We start from the raw sequence: 19450 nt of genomic DNA on the forward strand, positions 1-19450 counted from the left end.
CGGTTTGTTTCGGCGCGGAATATTCCGTCTGGCGGAAAATACAAAAGGGCGGGATGCCGCTCAGGTGAGATTCTCAGAACCCGTCGAACCACATGAACCAATTACCAGCGCGTAGGTCTGTGTCGCGATCTCCATTTCCTCATCGGTCGGTACGACGGCCACCGCCACCCGCGCGTCCGCGGGCGAGATCAGCCGCGCCCCGTCGGCGCGTACGGCGTTCAGCCCGCCGTCGACCGCCAGACCCAGCCCCTCCAGGCCCGCCACGGCGGCCTCCCGCACCGGCGCCGCGTTCTCGCCGACCCCGGCCGTGAAGGCCACCGCGTCCACGCGTCCGAGAACGGCGTAATAGGCGCCGATGTACTTCTTCAGCCGGTGAATGTAGATGTCGAAGGCCAGCCGGGCCCGCTCGTCGCCGGCGTCGACGCGGCGGCGGATCTCCCGCATGTCGTTGTCACCGCACAGCCCGATCAGACCGCTCCTCTTGTTGAGGAGAGTGTCGATCTCGTCGGCGGACATTTCGCCGACGCGCATCAAATGGAAGATGACGGCCGGGTCCATGTCTCCCGAGCGCGTACCCATCACCAGCCCCTCCAAAGGCGTCAGCCCCATGGAGGTGTCCACGCACCGCCCGCCCCGCACCGCCGAGGCCGACGCCCCGTTGCCCAGGTGCAGCACGATCACGTTCACGTCCTCGGGCGCCCGGCGCAGCAGCCGCGCGGTCTCCCGGGACACGTACGCGTGCGAGGTGCCGTGGAAGCCGTAGCGGCGGATGCGGTGCGCGTCGGCGGTCTCCACGTCGATCGCGTAGCGGGCCGCGGACTCCGGCATCGTGGTGTGGAAGGCGGTGTCGAAGACGGCGATCTGCGGCAGGTCGGGGCGGAGCGCCTGCGCGGTGCGGATGCCGGTGAGGTTGGCCGGGTTGTGCAGCGGGGCGACCGGGATGAGCCGCTCGATCTCGGCGAGCACGGCGTCGTCGATCACGGTCGGCTCGGTGAAGTGCTTCCCCCCGTGCACCACCCGGTGGCCGATCGCGGCCAGCTCCGGCGAGTCCAGGCCGAGGCCGTCCTTGGCCAGCTCGGCCGCCACGGCCTTCAGCGCGGACTCGTGGTCGGGGATGGAGCCGCTCCACTCACGGCTCTCTCCGTCGGCCGGCGTGTGCTTCAGGCGTGAGGTCTCCTCGCCGATCCGCTCGACGAGGCCCACGGCCAGCCGGTCGCTGCCGCGCATGTCCAGCAGCTGGTACTTGACCGACGAGGAGCCGGAGTTGAGGACGAGGACACGCGTGGGACTCACTGGTCGGAAGCCTTCTCGGTGGGGGACTGCTGGGCCTGGATCGCCGTGATGGCGACGGTGTTGACGATGTCCTGCACGAGCGCGCCCCGGGACAGGTCGTTGACCGGCTTGCGCAGACCCTGGAGCACCGGGCCCACCGCGATGGCGCCGGCCGAGCGCTGCACGGCCTTGTAGGTGTTGTTGCCGGTGTTCAGGTCGGGGAAGATCAGCACGCTGGCCTGCCCGGCGACCTCCGAGTCCGGCAGCTTGGTCGCGGCCACCGAGGGCTCCACCGCGGCGTCGTACTGGATCGGCCCCTCGATCCTGAGGTCCGGACGGCGCGCGCGGACCAGCTCCGTCGCCGCGCGCACCTTGTCGACGTCGGCGCCGGACCCGGAGGTGCCCGTCGAGTAGGACAGCATCGCGATGCGCGGTTCCACCCCGAACCGGGCCGCCGTGGCCGCCGACTGGATCGCGATGTCGGCGAGCTGCTCCGCGTTCGGATCCGGGTTGACCGCGCAGTCGCCGTAGGCCAGGACCTTGTCGGCCAGGCACATGAAGAAGACGGACGAGACGATGGAGGCGTCCGGCTTGGTCTTGATGATCTCGAAGGCGGGCCGGATGGTCGCGGCCGTGGAGTGCACCGACCCGGACACCATGCCGTCCGCGTACCCCTCCTGCACCATCAGGGTGCCGAAGTAGTTCACGTCCGACACCACGTCGTACGCCAGCTCCACGGTCACGCCCTTGTGGGCGCGCAGCTCGGCGTACTTCTCGGCGAAGGAGTCCCGCAGCTCGGAGACCGCGGGGTCGGTCAGCTCGGCGCCCTCCAGGTCGATGCCCAGGTCGGCGGCCTTCTTGCGGATCTGCTCGACCGGTCCGAGCAGGGTCAGCTCGCACACGCCCCGGCGCAGCAGCACCTCCGCCGCGTGCAGCACCCGTTCCTCGGTGCCCTCCGGGAGGACGACCCGGCGCAGGTCGGAGCGGGCCTGCTCCAGCAGCTTGTGCTCGAACATCATCGGCGTGACCCGGTCGCTGCTCGGGGCGGAGACCCGGCTGCTCAGCTCGGCGGTGTCGACGTACCGCTCGAACAGGCCGAGGGCGGTCTCCGCCTTGCGCGGGGTGGCCGCGTTGAGCTTGCCCTCCAGGGAGAACAGCCGTTCGGCGGTGGGGAAGCTGTTGCCGGTCACCGAGAGCACCGGCGTACCGGGGGCGAGGCGGGCGGCGAGGGTGAGGATGCCGTCGCCGGGCACCTCGTCCAGGGTCAGCAGCAGGCCGGCTATCGGCGGGGTGCCCGCGCTGTGCGCGGCGAGGGAGCCGATCACCAGGTCGGCGCGGTCGCCCGGCGTGATGACCAGGCAGCCCGGGGTCAGCGCGGCCAGCAGGTTGGGCAGCATGGCCCCGCCGAAGACGAAGTCCAGGGCGTCGCGGGCGAGCCCGGAGTCGTCGCCGAGGATCACCTCGGCACCCAGGGTGTGCGCGATCTGGGAGACGGTCGGCGCGGACAGCGCCGGCTCGTCCGGCACCACCCAGCACGGCACCGGCAGCCGGTTCGCCAGCCGCTCGGCCATCTCGTCCCGGTCCTCCCGGGCGACCCGGTTGGTCACCATGGCAAGGACGTCGCAGCCCAGAGTGTCGTAGGCGCGGAAGGCGTTCACGGTCTCGGCGAGCACCGACTCCGCGGTCTGCTTGCGGCCGCCCACGACCGGCACGACCGAGGCGCCGAACTCGTTGGCGAGCCGGGCGTTCATCGCCAGCTCGTCCGGGAACTGGGTGTCGGCGAAGTCGGTGCCGAGGACGAGGACGACGTCGTAGTCCCGGGCGACCAGGTGGAAGCGGTCGACCAGCGCGGAGACCAACTCGTCGGTTCCCTGCTCGGCCTGGAGGGCGGACGCCTCCTGGTAGTCCATGCCGTAGACCGTCGCGGAGTCCTGGGAGAGCCGGTAGCGGGAGCGCAGCAGCTCGAAGAGGCGGTCCGGCCCGTCGTGCACCAGGGGGCGGAAGACGCCGACCCGGTCGACCTGCCGGGTCAGGAGCTCCATGACCCCCAGCTCGACGACCTGACGGCCGTCCCCGCGGTCGATACCGGTCACGTACACGCTGCGCGTCACGCGTGCTCTCCGTTTCGTCTGGTGTCGGTCTGGCGGCGGCTGACCCGTGCACAAAAATCGCCCACCGGGGTGAGCGGAACCCTCTTGACAATACCTCTCTCAGTAGCTAAGGCGCCCGCCAGTGCCCCTCGCTCCCCGGGCCGTGGAACAATTGCATCGGCTCACCGGTGTCCACAGCGAGCAGGAGACACAGCACGATGCGTATCGGAGTTCTCACCGCAGGCGGCGACTGCCCCGGCCTGAACGCAGTGATCCGGTCGGTCGTGCACCGAGCGGTCGACAACTACGGCGACGAGGTCATCGGCTTCGAGGACGGCTACGCGGGCCTGCTGGACGGCCGTTACCGCACCCTCGACCTGAACGCGGTCAGCGGCATCCTGGCCCGCGGCGGCACCATCCTCGGCTCCTCCCGGCTGGAGCGCGACCGGCTCCGCGAGGCCTGTGAGAACGCCTCGGACATGATCCAGAACTTCGGCATCGACGCGCTGATCCCGATCGGCGGCGAGGGCACGCTGACCGCCGCCCGGATGCTCTCCGACGCCGGCCTGCCGGTGGTCGGCGTGCCGAAGACGATCGACAACGACATCTCCTCCACCGACCGCACCTTCGGCTTCGACACCGCCGTCGGCGTCGCCACGGAGGCCATGGACCGCCTCAAGACCACCGCCGAGTCCCACCAGCGCGTGATGGTCGTCGAGGTCATGGGCCGGCACGCGGGCTGGATCGCGCTGGAGTCCGGCATGGCCGCCGGCGCCCACGGCATCTGCCTGCCCGAGCGCCCCTTCGACCCCGCCGACCTGGTCAAGATGGTCGAGGAGCGGTTCTCCCGCGGCAAGAAGTTCGCCGTCGTCTGCGTCGCCGAGGGCGCCCACCCCGCCGAGGGCTCCATGGACTACGGCAAGGGCGCGATCGACAAGTTCGGCCACGAGCGGTTCCAGGGCATCGGCACCGCGCTGGCGTACGAGCTGGAGCGCCGGCTCGGCAAGGAGGCCAAGCCCGTCATCCTCGGCCACGTCCAGCGCGGCGGCGTGCCGACCGCGTACGACAGGGTGCTCGCCACCCGCTTCGGCTGGCACGCGGTGGAGGCGGCGCACCGCGGCGAGTTCGGCCACATGACCGCGCTGCGCGGCACGGACGTCGTGATGGTGCCGCTCGCGGAGGCCGTCACCGAGCTGAAGACGGTGCCGAAGGACCGGATGGACGAGGCGGAGTCGGTCTTCTAGCCGCCGGCCCGGACCGCCGCCCGGCCGCCCGCCGACGTTCACGGGTGCCTCTCGACCGCCGACCAGAAGTGCTCCACGATGCGGTCCAGGAAGTCGCGCCCCCCGGCGCCGGCGTCACCGCCGCCCCCGCCCCAGCTGAGGGTGGAGGCCATGTGCCCCTGGTAGTCCTGGTGCAGCACCTGGAGGACGTTCTCCAGGACGCGCCGGTCCAGCGGGGCCAGCTTGGCGACCGGGCGCACATACCCCTGCCAGCGGGTGCTCACGGCGCTGGTCAGCAGGTCGGCCAGCTTCTCCTCGCGGCCCGTGACGGTGACGAAGTCCGGCAGCGACAGCCCGAGCACGTCGGCCAGCTGGGCCGACTGGCGGTCGGTGCCGCGCCAGTCGTCGGTCTCCTCCATCCGCAGGTAGGCCGCGAGCGCGAGTCCGACGGTCCGCGCCACGTCCTCCGGCGCGAGACCGCGGGCGACCCGGTGCTCGCGCAGCGTCTGCGGCCGGCCGATCAGCTCACCGGGGGAGCACCACAGCACCCCGGCGAGGGCGGTCAGCTCCGGGTTCCCGGGGGAGACCGTCCCCCGCTCCCAGGCGATGACGAGGTCGGGGGTGACGTACGGCAGCCCGTACGAGACCCGTATGTTGTGGGCGACGTGCTCGGGGCCCATGTTGAGGGCGGCACGCAGCCGGCGGGCGGCGAGGGCGTTGAACGGGGGGCCCGACTGGTTCGGGCCGGATGAGGGTCGGCGCACGCGCCACACCGTAGGGGTCCGGGGCCGGGCTGACTACGGGCTGTTCAGCCAGCGATACGGATTGTGCGAACCTACGGGCGCGCACGGACCCCCGTGCGCCCCTCGCGCCGCGCTCACCCCTTGACCGCCCCGCCCAGCGCGAACCCGCCGCCCAGCCGCCGGGAGATCAGCACGTACAGCAGCACGACCGGCGTCGAGTAGACGATCGAGAACGCCGCCAGCTGCCCGTAAGCCACCATGCCCCGGTTGCCGAAGAAGTCGTTGATGCTGACCGATGCGGGCATCTGGTCCGGGGAGAGCAGCAGCATGAAGGGGACGAAGAAGTTCCCCCACATCATCACGAACGAGAACACCGTCACCACCGCCACCCCCGGCCCCATCAGCGGCAGCACGATCCGCAGCAGCGACTGGAACGAGGACGCCCCGTCCGTCCACGCCGCCTCCTCCAGCTCCTTGGGCACGCCGTCCATGAAGTTCTTCATCAGCCAGATGGCGAAGGGCAGCTGGGAGGCGGCGAAGAAGAAGATCGTCCCCTGCATCGTGTCGATCATGTTCACCCGCACGAACAGCGCGTAGACCGGCACCATGATCGCCGTGATCGGCAGGCTGGTCGCGAACAGGATCGTCAGCAGGAAGGGCCGGTTGAGCCGGGACCGGAAACGGGAGAGCGGATACGCCGCGAGCGCCGCGCAGACCACCGTCAGCAGGGTCGCTCCGCCGCACAGGATCAGGCTGTTGAGCAGCGGGGTGAAGGTGATCTCCGGGGTGAGGATCGCGTCGAAGTTGTCCAGGGTCAGCCCGTCGGGGACCTTCACCCGCAGGCCCGCGTCCGGGTCCAGCGCGGACAGCACCACCCAGGCCAGCGGCAGGACGAAGGCCGCCGCCACCACCAGCAGACCGGCGTCGGCGGCCAGCCTGCGCCGTGTGCGGCGCCTGGCGGGCGGGCGCGTCATGAGGGCCATCGGGATCAGACCTCCGTCCGGAGCAGGCGCAGGTACACGACCGAGAACAGCGAGCCGATCAGCAACAGCAGCAGCGCCACCGCCGTGCCGTAGCCGATCAGGCTGTTCTGGAAGGCCTGTTCGTACATGAACAGCGGCAGCGTCTGGCTCTTGCCGCTGGGGCCGCCCCGGGTCATCACCCAGATCAGCCCGAAGACCGACAGCGTCTGGAGGGTGTTCAGCATGAGGTTGGTGGCGATGGAGCGCCGGATCATCGGCAGCGTCACGTGCCACATGCGGCGCCAGCCGCCCGCGCCGTCGACCTCGGCGGCCTCGGTGACCTCCTTGGGGATCTCGTTCAGGGCCGCCGAGTAGACCAGCATCGAGAACGCGGTGCCCCGCCACACGTTGGCGAAGGACACCGCCAGGATCGGCAGCGTGAACAGCCAGTTCTGGGAGGGCAGATGGAGCCAGTCCAGGATGGCGTTGAGGGTGCCCTCGCGGCGGAAGAAGGCGTAGAGCAGGAAGCCGGCCACCACCTCCGGCAGCACCCAGGCGGTGACAACGATGCCACCGGCGAGCGTGCGGACCGGCTTCGAGGCCCGCTGCATCAGCGTGGCCAGCGCGAGCCCCAGGGTGTTCTGCCCGATCAGCGAGGACAGCACCGTGAACACCAGGGTCAGCCACACCGCGTTGAGGAACGCCTCGTCCTGGAACGCCCGCTGGAAGTTCTCGAAGCCGACGAAGGACTCCTCGGCCTGACCGGTGAGCTGGAGGTCGGTGAACGCGATGACCACGCAGTAGGCGATCGGGCCGGCGAGGAAGAGCAGCAGCAGGACGACGGCGGGGGAGACGGGCAGGGCGCGCAGCAGGGAGCGGCGGGCGGTGACGGACCGCCCGCCCCCGGCCTGGCCCGGGGCCGGGGCGGGCGGGCCCGGCGGAGCCTTGGCGACCTCCGGACCCACTGGCCGCTGCGCGGCCGCGGTCACTTGCTCACCACCTGGTTGTCGGTGGCCTCCTTGAGCGCCTCGTCGTACCCGCGCGCCGCCTCCTCGACCGACAGGTCGCCGGTCGTCACGCCCTCCATCGCCTCCTGGATGGCCACCGACACCTTCGGGTACGCCGGGTACGCGGGCCGGTAGTGGGTGCTCTCGACCAGGTCGGTGAAGAACTTGATGCCGGGCTGGGCGTCGACGTACGCGGGATCGTTCGCGACGTCCTCGCGGACCGCGATGCCGGAGTTGGCGATGTACCACTTCTGGGCGTTGGCCCTGGTCTGCATCGTCTTGACGAAGTCGAAGGCCAGGTCCGGATTGGCCGCCTTGGCCGGGATCGACCAGGCCCAGCCGCCGGACATGCTCACCTTGCCGGGCGCCTGGCCGTTCTGCGTCGGCATGGCCGCCAGGCCCAGCTCCTTCGACCACTCGGGCCACTCGTGCCCGCTGCCCTCCAGCCAGTCCTGCGGCAGCCAGGAGCCGTCCAGGGCGATGCCGAGCTTGCCCTGCGGCAGCAGCTCACCGCGGACGGCGGTGCCGAAGTTGGGGTCGAGGGCGTCGGAGACCTCCGGGCCGAGCTTCTCCTTGTACACGCTCTCGACGAAGGCGAGGGAGTCCTCGAACCCCTTCCCCGCCGCGATCCACTTCTTGCCGTCCTTGTCGTACAGCGGGTCCGTGGTCCCGTCGTTCGTGCCGTACAGCAGCATCTCGAAGCCCTGCATGGTGGCCGCTTCACCGGCCGGCTTGCCGGTGTACACGTTGATCGGGGTGACGCCGGGGACCTTCTCCTTGATGGCGCGGGCGGCGTCGAGGACCTCGGCCCACGTCTTCGGCTGCCAGTCGGCGGGCAGCCCGGCCTTGGCGAAGACGTCCTTGCTGAACCACAGCCCGCGGGTGTCGGTGCCGTCCGGGACGCCGTACGTCTTGCCGTCCTCGCCCGCGGTCGCCGCCTTGGCCGTGTCGATGAACTGGTCCCAGTCCTTCCACTTCTCCAGGTACGGGTCGAGAGGCTTCAAGTACCCGCTGGTGATGTCGGAGTTGATGAGGAAGGTGTCCTCGTAGACGAGGTCCGGCGCGGTCTTGGGGGAGCGGAGCATCTGCTGGAGCTTGGTGTAGTACTCCGAGTCCGGGGCCTTGATGGGGACGAGTTCGACCTTCTTCCCCGGGTTGGCCTTCTCGAACTGCTTCTTGATGTCGGCGAGATACGTGTCCATCACCTTGATGGAGTTGTCCGTCGACTGTTTGAAGGAGACCTTCACCGTGTCCGGATCACTGCCGGAGCCGCTTCCGCAGGCGGCGATCGCCGTGGAGGTGAGCGCGGTGAGGGTGAACAGAGCGGTGAACCGGAAGCTGGGACGCACGGACACGACCTCCTACGGGCACGACACTGTGGCCGGGACGGCTGCTCGGCGAACGTAAGAGGAGTGGTCTAGTCAGGTCAATGCTCCTGCGAGTGGGGATTCCGCGAAGCCCGAGCGCGGACTTGGGCTGCTTCGGTGAGGGCGTTGGCGCGGGTGTAGGCGTCTGAGGCCTGGAGGTAGGCGGCGCGGGCCTCGACGAGGCGGTGGGCCGCCTCGTGAGCGAGGGCAAGGTTGAGAAGGGTCTGCCCCTCGCCGTACCAGTCCTCGAACTCTCGGCAGATCTCGAGATCCTTCTCGCATGCCTCGATCGCCTCGTCCAACCGGCCCACCTTGCGCAGGGCGAGGCCGAGGTTGTTCCACGCCATACCCTCGCCATGGCGATCCCCGGTGGCTTGGTGCAGGTCGCGGGCGCGGATGTGGGCTTCGATCGCCTCCTCCGCTCGCCCCGTCTCGTCCAGGGCATTGCCGAGGTTGTTCCACGCGATGGCCTCGCTGTGGGGATTCTCAGCGGCTTGGTGCAGGTCGCGGGCGCGGATGTGGGCCTCGATCGCCTCCTCCGCCCTGCCCGCCTGCTGAAGTGCGAGCCCACAGTTGTTCCACGCGATGGCCTCGCCCCGGAGGTCTCCGGCAGCCCGGTACAGGTCGCGGGCGCTGTTGTGGGCCTCGATCGCTTCCACGTCGCGGCCCGCCCGCCGCAGGGCGAGCCCCAGGTGGTCCCACGCGATGGCCTCGCCCAACCCGTTTCCGACGAGGCGCGCGGACTCCCGCGCGGTTTCCGCGACGGTGATCCAGTCGTCGAAGTATCGCCGCCAGGCGAGGTACTCCCCGAGGCACGGTGCCAGCCGCAGAGTTCCGTGCGCGAACCGCTCCTCCCACCCCCATCCCACGATCGCGACCAGACTCGCTCGCTCCGAGTCCATCCATGCCAATGCCTGTTCCCGGTCGTCGAACCACTCCGGCTCCGCCGCTCCCGGCAGCCACCGCAACCGGTCATCAGCTGCATTCGCCCACCGCAGGTAGAACGCCAGCACCCGATCCCGCGCCGCGTCACCCTCCTCGCGCAACCTCGCGTCCGCCGCCACCACACCTGCGCCGAATCCACGCACCAGGTCGTGCAACCGCCAGCGTATGTCGCAGGTCGTCCCGTTGTTGTTGCCCACCGGGATGACGAGATGTCTGGCTGCCAGGTGCTCCAACAGTGACAGCACGCTCTCGGTGTCGAGGTCGGCAAGGGCAGTGATCGCCCGCGTGCTGGTATCCGCCTCCGGCGCGAGGCACAGCAGGCGCAACAGCCGGGCCTGATCGGGTGGCAAGCGGCGATAGGAGGTCTCCAGCACGGGCCGTAGGGCGAGCGGGCGTCCAAAGAGGTCGGTTCCGGGGCTGCCGTGGTCGAGGACGGCCGTCGCGTCCCCGGCCTCCCGAATCTCGGTCACCAGAGACGCGATGTCCCGATGGCGACGCCGACGCAGCACCCCCGCCGCGATTTGGAGGGCCAGCGGCAAGTGGCCGCACAGATCCGCCAGTTCACGCAAGGCGCCGGGCTCACGCACCGGACGTTCGTCCCGTTCGTCCGTGTCGTGCAGAGCGCGGGCCACGAGGGCGACGGATTCGTCCGGATCGAGTTTCTCCAGGTCGATCACGCGTAGCGGAAGGGCGTCTGGACGGTCCCGGGAGGTGATGAGCACCCGGTGATGGTCCGTGCCGGGCAGCAGCGGAAGGTACTGGGCGGGATCCGAGGCATTGTCCAGGATCAGCAGCATCCGGTCCCGTCGTTCGACGAGCAGCGCGCGGTACGCGTCGTACTGGCGGTCCGTCGTCGGGGGCAGCTCCCCGTCCCGTACGCCGAGCGCGTCGAGCAGCGCCAGTACCGCCTGATCCGCGGTGACCGGGGTCTCGTCGTACCCGCGCAGGTCAACGAAGAGCGTCCCGCCCGGGAACCAGCCCCGCGCGCGGGCCCGGTGCGCGGCCTCCACCGCCAGAGCGGTCTTGCCGACGCCGCCCATCCCCGTGACGGCGAAGATGAGCACGGGCAGTGCCGCGGTGTCGTCCTCGCCGGGGGAGAGGTGCGGAAGCAGACGGTCCAGCTCGGCCGACCGGCCGGTGAAGCCCGGGGGCCGGGGCGGGAGCGTGGCGCTCGCTCGCGGTACGGGGCCGTGAGCGGCACCCCTGCCGTTCCTACCCCTGGCTGCCGGTGACGGGCCCGTGAAAGGTGCCGCCCCGGAAGTCGATGTGGTCTCCGCCGTACGTCGCCGTGCCGTCGCCGCGTCGTTGGGGACCCTCCTCGGAGTCGGAGGCGCCGGGGGAGGAAGCCTCGCGGGGCCGGTGCTTGTGCAGGACCGCCGTCGTCACCGCCGCGGCCTGCGCGGCGGCGCGCTGCTGCGAACCCGAGGCGTCGGCCCTGTGCTTGCCGGCGTCGGCCCGGTCGCTGATGCCCCGGACCACCAGGGCGGGCAACTGGCCGTTCAGGTGGGCCGCCCGGAGCGCCCCGGAGCCCTCCATCTCGATCGCGCCCGCGTCGTTGTAGTTCCCGCGGATGAACCGGGCGATCTCGGACTCCGCGTCCGCCAGGACGACGTCGCCCGTGGCGATCGGCATGAAGTGGGCCCGCACGTCGGGCATGTCCCGTACGGCGGAACGGGCCGCCTGCTCCAGCGCGTGCGAGCCCGGCAGTGCCTTCGGCCGGACCAGGAAACCCTCCGGCGTCTGCTTGCCCCCGTGGATCTCGTACACCTGCGTGCCCACGACGACGTCGCCGATCTCGACGTCGTCCTTGAGGCTGCCGGCGACTCCGACGAAGAACACGGCCTCGGGGCGCAGCCAGTTGATGAGCTGGGTGGTGAGTGCGGCGGCCTGCTCGGCGCCCATGCCCAGTTCGGCGAGGGCGACGTGCCAGGGGGTGCCCGGCAGCCGTCCCCGTTCGACGCGGGTCCCGTCCCGGTGCACCAGTTCCTCCCGCTCCTCGGCGTGCGCGCGGACGGCGGCGTATTCGAGGGGGAGTGCGGTCAGCACCAGAGCGGTGGGCTGGATGTCCGGCATAGTCATAAGTTACCGCTGGGAGAAGGGGTTCGAGTGCCGGAACAGGACGTCACCGTCGGGCAGTTGCTGCTCGCCGAGTACGAGAGCGTGAAGAGTGAGCAGAGGGCGAGGATCGGGTTCCGGGACAACCTCCTCTACGTGACACTCGCGGTCGTGGCGGCCGTCGTCGCCGCGACGGCCCAGGCGAAGCAGCCGTCGATGCTGCTGGCGCTGCCGCCGGTGTGCGTCGTGCTCGGATGGACCTATCTCGTCAACGACGAGAAGATCTCCGCGATCGGGCTCTACGTCCGGGACGATCTGGGCCCCCGGCTGGCCGCCCTCGCGGCACACGGGGCCGGTTTCACGACGTTCGGGTGGGAGGCGTACCACCGTGGCGACACCCGGCGCCGGTCCCGCAAGGCGATACAGACCCTGATCGACCTGACGGCGTTCTGCGCGGTACCGCTGGCCGCTCTGATCGTCTTCTGGTCCAACGGCGACGTCGGAGGCCTGCTCGTCGGGGTCTCGGCGCTGGAGGCGCTCGCGGTGGCGGGGCTCGCCTCGCAGGTGGTGCGGTACGCGAGGGCGGCGTGAGCGCGAGCAGGGGATGCCTGCGGCCGGCCCGCTACCGGCCCCGTGCCCACCGATAGACCAACTCCGGTCGCCCCACCTGGCCGTACTGCGGGCTCCGCCCCGCCCGCCCCGCGTCCACCAGGTGTTCCAGGTAACGCCGGGCCGTGATCCGGGAGATGCCCACCGCCTCCGCGACCCCGGCCGCCGTCAGGCCCTCCTGAGAGCCGCGCAGGGCGCCCGTGACGCGTTCCAGGGTCGGTCCGCTCAGGCCCTTCGGCAGGGCGGCCGGGCCGGGGGCGCGGAGGGTCGCCAGGGCGCGGTCGACCTCGTCCTGGCCGCTCGCCTCGCCGGCCGTGCCGCGGAACTCCGCGTACCGGACGAGCCGGTCCCGCAGGGTGGCGAAGGTGAACGGCTTCAGCACGTACTGGACGACGCCCAGCGACACGCCCTCCCGCACGACCGTCAGGTCCCGCGCCGACGTCACCGCTATCACGTCGGTGTGATGTCCGGCCGCCCGCAGCGAACGGGCCAGCTGCAGCCCGTGCACGTCCGGCAGGTGCAGGTCCAGCAGGAGCAGGTCCACCGGCGTACGGTCCAGCAGGCGCCGCGCCTCCGCCCCGGTGTGCGCCTTGCCGACGGCGACGAACCCGGGGACCCGGCCGACGTACATCACGTGCGCGTCGGCGGCGACCGGGTCGTCCTCGACGACCAGGACCCGGATGGGCTGCTCCTCGGTCATGCGGAGCCTCCCGAGTCCGGTCTGCCCGCCACGGTGGCCGGCGTCGCCGTGCCGCCCCAGGCATCGCCCAGCGGCAGCCGCGCCTCGAAGCGGGCGCCGCCGCCCTCGGCCTCCGTGACCGTGAGGGTGCCGCCGTGCCGTCGTACCGCCTGGCGCACCAGAGCCAGGCCCAGGCCCCGGCCGCCCTCACCGGACGGCTTCGTGGAGAAGCCCCGCTGGAAGACCAGGTCGGCATGGGCGGGATGGACCCCGGCCCCCGTGTCCGACACCCGCATCACCAGCTCGGAACCGTCCCCCGCCGGCTCGGTGTACGCCGCCACCGTCACCCGCGAGGGCACCGCGCCCTGCGCCGCGTCCACCGCGTTGTCCACCAGGTTGCCCAGGATCGTCACCAGGTCCCTGGCGGGCAGCGACGGCGGCAGCAGACCGTCGTCCAGCCGGCTCTCCCGCGACACCACCAGCTCCACTCCCCGCTCGTTCGCCTGCGCCGTCTTGCCCAGCAGCAGCGCCGCCAGCACCGGCTCGCCGACCGCCGCCACCACCTGGTCGGTGAGCGCCTGCGCCAGCTCCAGCTCGGCCGTCGCGAACTCCACGGCCTCCTCCGCGCGCCCCAGCTCGATCAGCGAGACGACCGTGTGCAGCCGGTTCGCGGCCTCGTGCGCCTGCGAGCGCAGCGCCTGCGTGAACCCGCGCTCGGAGTCCAGCTCGCCCGTCAGCGACTGCAGCTCGGTCACGTCCCGCAGCGTCACCACCGTGCCCCGCCGCTCACCGCCGGAGACCGGCGAGGTGTTGACGACCAGCACCCGCTCGGCCGCCAGGTGCACCTCGTCCACTCGGGGCTCCGACGCCAGCAGCGCCCCCGTCAGCTGCGCCGGCAGCCCGAGGTCCGCCACCGAGGCGCCCACCACGTCACCGGTCACGCCCAGCAGCTCCCGTCCACCGTCGTTGATCAGCGCGACCCGGTGCTGCCCGTCCAGCATCAGCAGCCCCTCGCGCACCGCGTGCAGCGCGGCCTGATGGTAGTCGTGCATCCGGCTCAGCTCGTCCGCGTTCATGCCGTGCGTGTGCCGGCGCAGCCGGGCGTTGATCACGTACGTGCCGACCGCGCCGAGCAGCAGCGCCCCGGCCGCCACCCCCGTCAGGGCGGTGAGCTGCTCCTGCGCCCGCTTGCTGATCTCCTCGACCTTGATCCCGGCACTGACCAGTCCGACCACCCGGTCCCCGTCCAGGACCGGCGTGACCGCCCGCACCGAGGGCCCGAGCGTGCCCGTGTAGGTCTCCGTGAAGGTCTCGCCCCGCTGCGCGCGCTCGATGTGCCCCTGGAAGGGGTGGCCGATTTGCGCCGGGTCGGGATGGGTCCAGCGGATGCCGTACGGATCCATGATCGTCACGAAGTCCACGTCGGTGTCCCGCATGACCCGCACCGCGTACGGCTGGAGCCGCGCCGTCGGATCCGGCGTGCCGATCGCCGCCACCACGGACGGCGAGTCCGCGATGGCCAGCGACACCGCCCTGGCCTGCCGCCCGGCCGCGTCCTGTGCCTGCCCCCGGTCGCTGATCCAGCTGAACAGCGCGTACCCGACCACGACGACCGCTATCAGTACGGCCTGCATGGCGAAGAGCTGCCCGGCCAGGCTTCGGGGTCTCGGGACGTGGAGGTGCATGCCGTCAGTCTCCCTCCTGGCCGGATCGTGAACTCAATGAACGCAAGGGTGACCGCCCTCACACGCCGGGAGATAGTCACCGCATCCCCGATACAAACCCCCGGACGTGAGCCGCACGCCGGTGATGCCGACGACGTCGTCAAGGAGGGCCGCCGTGACCAGCAAAGCCGCTACGGCACCTGCCGCACCCAAAGCCAAGCGAGACCGCACGCACTATCTCTACATCGCGGTGATCATCGCGGTCGCCCTCGGTATCGCGGTGGGTCTGATCGCTCCGGACTTCGCCACCGAGCTGAAGCCCCTGGGCACCGGCTTCGTGAACCTGATCAAGATGATGATCTCGCCGATCATCTTCTGCACGATCGTGCTGGGCATCGGATCGGTGCGCAAGGCCGCCAAGGTCGGCGCGGTCGGCGGGATCGCGCTGGTCTACTTCCTGGTGATGTCGCTGGTGGCGCTCGCCATCGGCCTGATCGTCGGCAACATCCTGGACCCGGGCACGGGCCTCGCGGTCACCGACGCCGTCAAGGAGACCGGCCAGGCGCAGGTCGACGCGGAGGCCAAGGGCACCGTCGACTTCCTGATGGGCATCATCCCGACGACCATCGTCTCCGCGTTCACCGCCGGCGAGGTCCTCCAGACCCTGCTGATCGCCCTGCTGTGCGGCTTCGCCCTGCAGGCCATGGGGTCCGCCGGGCAGCCCGTCCTGCGCGGCATCGAGCACATCCAGCGGCTGGTCTTCCGCGTCCTGGCCATGATCATGTGGGCCGCCCCGGTCGGCGCCTTCGGTGCCATCGCGGCCGTCACCGGATCGGCCGGCGTCGAAGCGCTGAAGAGCCTGGCCGTGCTGATGCTCGGCTTCTACGTGACCTGCTTCCTCTTCCTCTTCCTCGTGCTGGGCGCGATGCTGCGCCTGGTCGCCGGGGTGAACGTCCTTACGCTCTTCAAGTACCTGGGCCGCGAGTTCCTGCTGATCCTGTCCACGTCCTCGTCGGAGTCGGCGCTGCCGCGCCTGATCGCCAAGATGGAGCACCTGGGCGTCAGCAAGCCGGTGGTCGGCATCACCGTCCCGACCGGCTACTCCTTCAACCTCGACGGCACCATGATCTACATGACCATGGCCTCGCTGTTCATCGCCGACGCCATGGGTACGCCGATGTCCATCGGCGAGCAGATCCCGCTGCTGCTCTTCCTGCTGGTGGCCTCCAAGGGCGCCGCCGGTGTCTCGGGCGCCGGTCTCGCCACGCTGGCCGGCGGCCTCTCCTCGCACAAGCCCGCCCTGGTGGACGGCATCGGCCTGATCGTCGGCATCGACCGCTTCATGAGCGAGGCCCGTGCCCTGACCAACTTCGGCGGCAACGCGGTGGCCACGGTCCTGATCGGCACCTGGACCAAGGAGATCGACAAGGAGCGGGTGAACGAGGTGCTCGCCGGCCGGGCCCCCTTCGACGAGAAGACCCTGCTGGACGACCACGGCGCCGACGACGCCGACGACGCACCCGACCTGCCCGAGCAGGGCGGCGAGAAGGAGCTGGCGCGGGCCTGACCCCGAGGCCCGGCCCGCACGCTCCGGGCGGCTGAGGTGCTCCCCCCGTTGCTCAGCCGCCCGGTCCCCCCACAAGAGGCCCCGCGCCCCCCCCGGCGCCGGGCCTCTTGCCTTGACGTCCGGGTCAACGCCTACGTTCGTGCCATGCGAATCGGCGAGCTGGCCGCACGGGCCGGGACCACGACGCGGACGCTGCGGTACTACGAGTCGCGGGGGCTGCTGCCCGCGCGGCGCACCGGCAACGGTTACCGGACGTACGACGAGGACGACCTGAGGCTGCTGCGGCAGATCAGGACGCTCCAGGACTTCGGGTTCGACCTGGAGGAGACCCGCCCGTTCGTGGAGTGCCTGCGCGCCGGGCACCCCGAGGGAGACTCGTGCCCGGCGTCCCTCGTGGTCTACCGGCGCAAGCTGGCGCAGCTGGACTCGCTGATCGAGGAGCTCACGTCGGTGCGGGCGCAGGTGGGCGCGCAGCTGGCGCGGGCCGAGGCGGCGGTTCCGGGGGGTCCGGAGCCCAGGTGCGAACTGGGAGGACACGCATGACGAGCAACGGGGTGCCCGAGGTGACGGACGCGGAGTTCGGCAGCGAGGTGCTGGGCAGTGAGCTGCCCGTGCTGGTGGAGTTCACCGCGGACTGGTGCCCGCCGTGCCGGCAGATGGCGCCGGTGCTCAGCGCCCTGGCCGAGGAGGAGGGCGACCGGCTGCGCGTGGTGCAGCTGAACGTGGACCGGAATCCGGCGACGACGAACGCGTACAAGGTGCTGTCGATGCCGACCTTCATGGTGTTCCGCGGGGGTGAGCCGGTGAAGTCGATGGTGGGCTCGCGGCCCAAGCGGCGGCTGCTGGCGGAGCTGGCCGACGTGATCTGACCCGCACGCCATACGAGAAATCCCCCGAGCAATTGCGCTCGGGGGATTTCTCTGCGTATATTCGGGGATTCGTGACTTCAAGAAAATGAGGTCATGAAGAAGTTCAGTGAGTACAGTATATCCGGGCGGGAGTGGAATTGTCAAACACCGAATTTCCGGACGATGAATTGCGGCACGAGCAGGAATTCATCGACGGACTCTACGCGCGCGTGGACGCGCTGCGCGGCGACACCGAGGTCTCGGTCACGGACGCACTCGCGCAGGGCAACACCCCCCAGCAGGCCAGGCTGGAGCGGGACATCCTGGTGGCCGAGCGCTCCGGGCTGCTCGCCGCGCTCAACGCGGTGGACGGATCCCTCTGCTTCGGCCGGATCGACCTCGCCTCCGGGGACGTCCACCACATCGGCCGTATCGGGCTCCGCACCGACGACGCCGAACGCACCCCGGTCCTGATCGACTGGCGGGCCGACGTCGCCCGCCCCTTCTACCTGGCGACCGGCCACACTCCGATGGGCCTGCGCCGCCGCCGGCACCTCGCCACCGAGGGCCGCCGCGTCGCCGCCCTGCACGACGAGATCCTGGACCTCGGCGACGAGACGCGGACCGGTCACGAGGACCCGTCCGGCGACGCCGTGCTGCTCGCGGCGCTGAACTCCGCGCGCACCGGCCGCATGGGCGACATCGTGCAGACCATCCAGGCCGACCAGGACCGCATCATCCGTGCCCCGCACCGGGGCGTGCTGGTCGTCGAGGGCGGCCCCGGCACCGGCAAGACCGCCGTCGCCCTGCACCGGGCGGCCTACCTGCTCTACGAGCACCGCGAACTGCTCGCCAAGCGCGCCGTCCTCGTCGTCGGCCCCAACCCCGCCTTCCTCGGCTACATCGGCGAGGTGCTGCCCTCCCTGGGCGAGACCGGCGTCCTGCTGTCGACGGTCGGCGAGCTGTACCCGGGCGTGCGGGCCACGGCGACGGACACCCCTCAGGCGGCGGCGGTGAAGGGCCGCGCGGACATGGCCGACGTGCTCGCCGAGGTGGTCCGGGACCGGCAGGCGCTGCCCGACCCGGTGATCGCGATCGAGCACGACCGCGAGATCCTGATGCTCGACGACGACCTGGTGAACGTCGCCCGTGAGCGCACCCGCGCCGCGCGGCTGCCGCACAACGCGGCCCGCGAGCACTTCGAGGGCCACATCCTCAACACCCTCACCGACATGGTCGCCGAACGCATCGGCACCGACCCCTACGACGGCTCCAACCTCCTCGACCCCAGCGACATCACCCAGATCCGCGACGAACTCGCCGAGAACCCCGAGGTCTGGTCCGCCGTCGACCAGCTGTGGCCGCGCCTGACCCCGCGCCGCCTGGTCGCCGACTTCCTCGCCGGTCCCGAGCCGTTCCTGTCCGCCGAGGACGCGGCCGCCGTCCGCCGCCCGGTCACCCGGCACTGGACCGTCGCCGACGTGCCGCTGCTGGACGAGGCCGCGGAACTGCTCGGCGTGGACGACCGGGTGGCCCGCTCCCGCGCCGAGCGCGAGCGGGCGGAGCAGATCGCCTACGCGCAGGGCGTGCTGGACGTGTCGTACGCGTCCCGGACCTACGAGTTCGAGGACAAGCACGAGGACGACGCCGAGGTCCTGTCCGCGCACGACATCATCGACGCCGAACGGTTCGCCGAGCGCCAGGAGGAGGACGACCACCGCAGCGCCGCCGAACGCGCGGCGGCCGACCGCACCTGGGCGTTCGGGCACATCATCGTCGACGAGGCGCAGGAACTGTCGCCGATGGCGTGGCGGCTGCTGATGCGCCGCTGCCCGACCCGCTCGATGACCCTGGTCGGCGACCCGGCGCAGACCGCGGAGGCGGCCGGGGTCGGTTCCTGGTCGAAGATCCTCGCCCCCTACGTCGAGGACCGCTGGGAGCACACCCGGCTGGGCGTCAACTACCGCACCCCGGCCGAGATCATGGACGTGGCGGCGGCCGTCGTCCGGGCCGAGGACCCGGCGTTCGCGCCGCCGAGTTCGGTGCGCTCCACGGGCGTACGCCCCTGGGTCCGCGCCACCGGAGACCTCCCGGCAGCCGTCGCCGAGGCCGTCCGGGAGCTGACCCCCGAGGAGGGGCGCCTCGCCGTCATCGCCCCGCGCGAGCTGCACCGGGTCCTGGCCGCCCGGCTGGACGGCGTGACGCCGGGCGCCGAGCCGGACCTGACGCGGACGGTCGTCCTGCTCGACCCGCGCCAGTCCAAGGGCCTGGAGTTCGACTCCGTCCTCGTCGTCGAGCCGGGCCGCTACGGCACCAGCGACCTCTACGTGGCCCTCACCCGCGCCACCCAGCGGCTCGGCGTCCTGCACACCGGGCCGCTGCCGAAGGGGCTGGTGGACGCGGCCGGCTAGGCGACCGC

The 19450-nt window shown here is 71.1% G+C and carries 16 protein-coding genes; 6 read left to right on the forward strand and 10 right to left on the reverse strand.

The annotated features are described in order from the left end of the window. Nucleotides 1-60 precede the first annotated feature (60 nt). Both OIE75_RS25890 and pta read right to left on the reverse strand, forming a co-directional pair. Nucleotides 61-1293, reverse strand: coding sequence for an acetate kinase (locus tag OIE75_RS25890; protein ID WP_329472257.1), 1233 nt, complete (start codon nucleotides 1291-1293; stop codon nucleotides 61-63). Beyond that, entirely contained in the window at nucleotides 1290-3383 is a 2094-nt protein-coding gene (gene pta, locus OIE75_RS25895) for a phosphate acetyltransferase (RefSeq protein WP_307015168.1), read from the reverse strand. Before pta ends, OIE75_RS25890 begins: the two co-directional genes overlap by 4 nt. 197 nt (nucleotides 3384-3580) lie before the next feature. Between pta and OIE75_RS25900 the strand changes: the two genes are divergently transcribed. Next, complete coding sequence (locus OIE75_RS25900; protein ID WP_064729906.1) at nucleotides 3581-4606, forward strand: ATP-dependent 6-phosphofructokinase; 1026 nt, start codon at nucleotides 3581-3583, stop codon at nucleotides 4604-4606. A gap of 38 nt (nucleotides 4607-4644) precedes the next feature. Here OIE75_RS25900 and OIE75_RS25905 read toward each other — a convergent pair whose 3' ends face one another. From OIE75_RS25905 to OIE75_RS25930, 6 genes are all read right to left on the reverse strand, one after another. Next, complete coding sequence (locus OIE75_RS25905; RefSeq protein WP_373463016.1) at nucleotides 4645-5358, reverse strand: helix-turn-helix domain-containing protein; 714 nt, start codon at nucleotides 5356-5358, stop codon at nucleotides 4645-4647. Between the two features lie 104 nt (nucleotides 5359-5462). Further along, nucleotides 5463-6302 (reverse strand): carbohydrate ABC transporter permease, encoded by an 840-nt coding sequence (locus OIE75_RS25910; RefSeq protein ID WP_329474054.1) that lies wholly within the window; start codon nucleotides 6300-6302, stop codon nucleotides 5463-5465. Between the two features lie 14 nt (nucleotides 6303-6316). Then, nucleotides 6317-7279: a carbohydrate ABC transporter permease gene (locus OIE75_RS25915; protein WP_443078388.1), complete on the reverse strand. Its 963-nt coding sequence runs from the start codon at nucleotides 7277-7279 to the stop codon at nucleotides 6317-6319. Beyond that, the gene (locus OIE75_RS25920) at nucleotides 7276-8646 is read right to left on the reverse strand and encodes an extracellular solute-binding protein (RefSeq protein ID WP_329472259.1); all 1371 of its coding nucleotides are present in this window, start codon (nucleotides 8644-8646) and stop codon (nucleotides 7276-7278) included. Before OIE75_RS25920 ends, OIE75_RS25915 begins: the two co-directional genes overlap by 4 nt. A 77-nt stretch (nucleotides 8647-8723) precedes the next feature. Further along, nucleotides 8724-10673: a tetratricopeptide repeat protein gene (locus tag OIE75_RS25925; RefSeq protein ID WP_329472260.1), complete on the reverse strand. Its 1950-nt coding sequence runs from the start codon at nucleotides 10671-10673 to the stop codon at nucleotides 8724-8726. 148 nt (nucleotides 10674-10821) lie between these two features. Then, the gene (locus OIE75_RS25930) at nucleotides 10822-11688 is read right to left on the reverse strand and encodes a 5'-methylthioadenosine/S-adenosylhomocysteine nucleosidase (RefSeq protein ID WP_307015172.1); all 867 of its coding nucleotides are present in this window, start codon (nucleotides 11686-11688) and stop codon (nucleotides 10822-10824) included. 27 nt (nucleotides 11689-11715) lie between these two features. Here OIE75_RS25930 and OIE75_RS25935 point away from each other — a divergent pair, with 27 nt between their 5' ends. Beyond that, the gene (locus tag OIE75_RS25935) at nucleotides 11716-12255 is read left to right on the forward strand and encodes a hypothetical protein (RefSeq protein ID WP_329472261.1); all 540 of its coding nucleotides are present in this window, start codon (nucleotides 11716-11718) and stop codon (nucleotides 12253-12255) included. 31 nt (nucleotides 12256-12286) lie between these two features. On the opposite strand, the gene OIE75_RS25940 is transcribed toward OIE75_RS25935, so the two are convergent. Both OIE75_RS25940 and OIE75_RS25945 read right to left on the reverse strand, forming a co-directional pair. After that, complete coding sequence (locus tag OIE75_RS25940; RefSeq protein ID WP_307015174.1) at nucleotides 12287-12973, reverse strand: response regulator; 687 nt, start codon at nucleotides 12971-12973, stop codon at nucleotides 12287-12289. Further along, on the reverse strand, nucleotides 12970-14637 hold the full coding sequence (locus OIE75_RS25945) for a sensor histidine kinase (RefSeq protein WP_307015175.1): 1668 nt from the start codon (nucleotides 14635-14637) through the stop codon (nucleotides 12970-12972). The genes OIE75_RS25940 and OIE75_RS25945 overlap by 4 nt, the downstream gene beginning before the upstream one ends. A 154-nt stretch (nucleotides 14638-14791) precedes the next feature. On the opposite strand from OIE75_RS25945, the gene OIE75_RS25950 reads away from it, so the two are divergent. The 4 genes from OIE75_RS25950 to OIE75_RS25965 all read left to right on the forward strand — a co-directional run bounded on the left by OIE75_RS25950 (nucleotide 14792) and on the right by OIE75_RS25965 (nucleotide 19442). Further along, nucleotides 14792-16183 (forward strand): cation:dicarboxylate symporter family transporter, encoded by a 1392-nt coding sequence (locus OIE75_RS25950; RefSeq protein WP_307015176.1) that lies wholly within the window; start codon nucleotides 14792-14794, stop codon nucleotides 16181-16183. Between the two features lie 144 nt (nucleotides 16184-16327). After that, nucleotides 16328-16726, forward strand: a complete 399-nt coding sequence (locus OIE75_RS25955; protein ID WP_307015177.1) for a MerR family transcriptional regulator — start codon at nucleotides 16328-16330, stop codon at nucleotides 16724-16726. Between the two features lie 11 nt (nucleotides 16727-16737). Continuing rightward, a complete protein-coding gene (locus tag OIE75_RS25960; protein ID WP_329474056.1) occupies nucleotides 16738-17052 on the forward strand; it encodes a thioredoxin family protein in 315 nt (104 codons plus the stop codon). 137 nt (nucleotides 17053-17189) lie between these two features. Beyond that, nucleotides 17190-19442 (forward strand): HelD family protein, encoded by a 2253-nt coding sequence (locus tag OIE75_RS25965; protein ID WP_329472262.1) that lies wholly within the window; start codon nucleotides 17190-17192, stop codon nucleotides 19440-19442. The last annotated feature ends 8 nt before the right edge of the window (nucleotides 19443-19450 follow it).

This window comes from Streptomyces sp. NBC_01723, from assembly GCF_036246005.1.
Classification (GTDB): Bacteria; Actinomycetota; Actinomycetes; order Streptomycetales; family Streptomycetaceae; genus Streptomyces.